2 protein-coding genes are annotated in these 3,545 nt (G+C 68.2%); both read right to left on the bottom strand.

Annotation, left to right across the window (positions count from 1 at the left end; all coding sequences use genetic code 11):
* On the bottom strand, positions 1 to 2,567 hold a 2,567-nt coding region (locus ACR2JA_RS12625), incomplete at its 3' end, for a type VI secretion system Vgr family protein (RefSeq protein ID WP_434009432.1).
* A gap of 36 nt (positions 2,568 to 2,603) precedes the next feature.
* Positions 2,604 to 3,545, bottom strand: a 942-nt coding sequence (tssA, locus tag ACR2JA_RS12620; protein WP_434009431.1) for a type VI secretion system protein TssA, incomplete at its 5' end; no start/stop codon positions are given.

The following is a 3,545-nucleotide window of genomic DNA, read 5'->3' as shown; positions in this document are numbered from 1 at the left end:
CCCTTGGCGTTCCAGGTTCCCGGCGTGGTGAAGGTGATGTTGCCGCCCTCTAGCGTGATGCCTGAATCGGCGCCGATGAGTTCGATCTTGCTCTGGGCGCTGACGGTGATCTCGCTGTTGACGCTGAGGATCTGGATGTCTTTGTTGGCCAGCAGCTGCAGCGTGTCGGTGTGGGCGCGCAGGCTCACCGGGCCGTTGGCGGCCTTGACCTGCAGGCCGCCAGTGTGGGTGAACAGGCTGGTGGTCTGACCGCTGACCTGTGATGCGGTGTGCGCGGCGCTGAGCTGCACGTCGCCCTGGGACACGTGGCCCAGGTGCTCGCTTGCGTACTGGGCGATGGGACCGTCGCTGGCCAGGACCAGGCTGCTGGGTGTGTCGAGCACCGCGACCGGTTGTGCGAACTGGTGCACCGGCGTGCTGCCGTCACGGCTGCCCGCGGGGTCGAACACCGCGTTTTGTCCGTTGAGGCTGCCACCGAGCTTGCCCTGGGCTTGCGGGTCGATCTGCTCGGTCAGTTGCTGCACGCTGGTGCCGCCGTCGTGGCTGTGCAGAGCCAGCGCGCCGCTGTGGGCCGCCGCATCTGAGAGGCGTTGACCCAGGTCTCGCGCGCCCTTGAGCTGGGCGACCGCTTCGCTGGCGTCCATCTGCGTGCTCTGCGCGCTGCCGTAGGTGCCACTGCGCGCACTGGTGGAAATCAGCAGGCCTTGCGCCGCTCGCAGCACGCCCCAGCCCTGGCTGGCCGCTTCAAAGCCCGAGCCGCGCCAGGCACCGCGCTGGGCGCTGGCCGGGTTCTGGCCGATCAGGTGGCCCAGGCCTACCTCGGCCGCGGTGTAGCTGCAGGCCAGGCGCATGCGCAGCTGGCCGGTGGCGTCGTCCAGCACCCACTGGTTGAACCCACACTGATCGAGGCTGTGGGTGTGCCAGCCCGAGAGCACGCCACTGTGGTTCACGCCCGAATCGACCCCGGCGGCAAAGGGCGGCGCGTCCGCGCCGTTGTACAGCGCACCCACGACCACCGGGCGGTCGATGTCTCCTTCGATGAACTCGATGGCCACCTCGGAGCCGATGCGCGGCACCAGGGATGCGCCCCAGTTGGCCCCGGCCCACGGTGCGGCGACACGCACCCAGGTGCCCGGGGCATTGGTGGGGAAGTTGCCTGTGTTCTCGCCAGCGGCGCCCCCGCTGGCGTCCTGCCAGGCAAAGCGCACCCGGATGCGGTGATCGCGCTCGGTCTCCACCGGCTCTTCTGACAGACCCACCACGGTGGCGCTCTGCACCCCCCAGGCGGTGGGCTGCGGAAGGTGGCGAGGCACCACCACCGCGGCCGCTGGGGCGCAGTGGAAGTGGTTCTTGTAGGTGCCGTGCTCGATATCGCTGTGGCCCAGCAGCGCGGCCAGATCGGCGCCCAGGTTGTTGGCGCAGTGGTGTTCCACCGCCAGCAGGGTGAAGGCGTTGTGCTGGGACTGGGTGGCGCGCTGGTGCGAAGCGAGCAGGGCGCCGCTGTAGTTGAAGGCGCTGCTGTTGGCGCCGTACAGGGGATGATCGATCAGCTCGAAGCTGTGCCCGGCCTTGAAGTGGCGGGCGCTGCCCTGGCCTTCGAAGCGTTTGAAGTCCAGCTCCAGCGCGGCCAGCGCCAGGGCGGCGGCGCGCTGGGCATGTTCAGGACTCTCGTAGCGGTAAGCGCCGCTGCCGTCGTACACCTGCAGCACGGGCAGCTCGCCCAGGTCCAGGGTGCTGGCGTCTTCAGCGGTCAAGCCGGCCAGGCGCTTGTAGTCCCAGGCGGCCAGGGTCACCGCGTTGGGCGCCAGATCGCGCTGTGCCATGAAGGCGGTGATGCTGTCGCGCTGGCCGCCCAGGCCGGCCGTGGCGTGCTGGCTGGTGAAGCGCACCGTGCCCAGGGCTGGGCGCTGGGCCAGCCGGTCGGTGATCACCATCACATGTCTGGCGTGTTGCGCCGCATCTGCGTCGGCGGCGGCCTGGCCGTCCAGGTGCTCAAAGTGGTACGACATCCCTTCGGCGGCCAGCAGGCGCTGCACGAACGCCAGGTCGGTCTCCCGGTACTGCGTGCACAGGCTGCGCACGCGCAGGGGCTCGGACACCTCAAAGCGCCAGTTCGATTGCGGCTGGTGGTCGGCCAACACCGCCTCGATCACCTGTATCGCGGTCTGGTCGTGGAACACGCGGCTGTTGCGGCGCAGGGCCAGGGCCGAGAGCCACGGCCGCATGGTCAGCGCGTAGCGCGCCAGGCCGCCATCGGCGCCCAGTTGCGCGGCTTCGAATACGTAGCCGTGCCAGGGCACATAGGCGCCATCGGACTGCAGGAGCTTGAGCGAGATCTGCTCACCGAGCAGGGTCTTGAGCTCCAGGTGCGCGCTGGTGGACAAGCACTGCAATTGCAGCTCGAACGGCTGGCCCACGGCTTCTCGCATCACCACGCGCTCGGGGATCAGCGACAGCGCCGGCAATGCGGTTTGGACCTGCATGAGCCGGTGGCGCTGGTCCAGCAGCCGGGCAAAGTCCAGCCGGCTGGTGAGGGCGTCAACGGCCAGGGTTTCAGATGCGCTCACAGCGGTTATGCGCGCATGCTACCCACTGCCATAAGCTCAGGAATCAGACGGCGGCGGCTCCACGCCCAGCAGCTCTTCGATCTGCGCCAGCGAAGCCGGGTCCTTGAGCACGCTGCGCAGCCACTGGTGCAGCGGCACCTCGCCCCACTTGGCAGCCTTGTCTGCCAGATAAGCCACCGGGCTGTGTGGCTCGGTGCGGCGGAAGTACTCGGGGACCTGGCGCAGCTGCGCCAGGGCCTGGGCGCGAGTGGCGGGAGCACCGCCGGTGAAGGCGGGTGCACTGGTTCCTGAAGCATCGGCCGTATTGGCGGCTTCGGCTGGGTCTGCCTCACTGGTCTGCAACAGCCCGCGTTCCTTGGCAAAGCGTTTGAGCAGGTGGTTTGCGTCGCTCAAGGCGTTACGGGCATTGCTGAAGTTCGGGCCATCCACACCCAATTGGGCATCGACCACGGTTTGCAGTCGGGCCAGGGCGTCCAACGCTGCCTGCGCTCCGTCCAACGACGCCAACAGCGCATCAGCCGGCGTCTGCGCCAGCGCCTGTGCGATCTGTGCCTCGTTCGGCTCCTGATCGGTGTCGGCATCTGAGTGCTTGCGCGAGCGCACGGCTTCGATGAGGCGGCGCCCAAACGCAGCGCCATCGGCCTTGCCCACGATCAAGGGCTGCGTCTGGGCCAGTTCTGCTACCTGCGTCATCAACCAGGTCAGGTTGCCGATGCGCTGTTCGAAGTGCTCGCCAAGCTGATCGGCGGGGGCGTCCTCGTCCGCCTGTGGGTGCAGAGCATCCCAGAAGGTTTCGCTCAGATCTGCACAGACCGTCAGACCCTCGGCCATGCCAGCAAAACCACGGGTGTGAGACAGCGCTTCGGTCATCCAGCCGGCCAGGCGCAGGTCTTTGGTGCGGGTGGACAGCAACTCAGCGCACAGGCGGGCCACACCCGGCCAGTCGGCGCTCTTGATGTCGCGCACCCATTCGCCCTG

Source organism: Hydrogenophaga sp., assembly GCF_051007235.1.
Lineage (GTDB): Bacteria > Pseudomonadota > Gammaproteobacteria > Burkholderiales > Burkholderiaceae_C > Hydrogenophaga.
The sequence above is the reverse complement of the archived record's forward strand: the minus strand, read 5'-3'. Positions and strand labels throughout refer to the sequence as shown.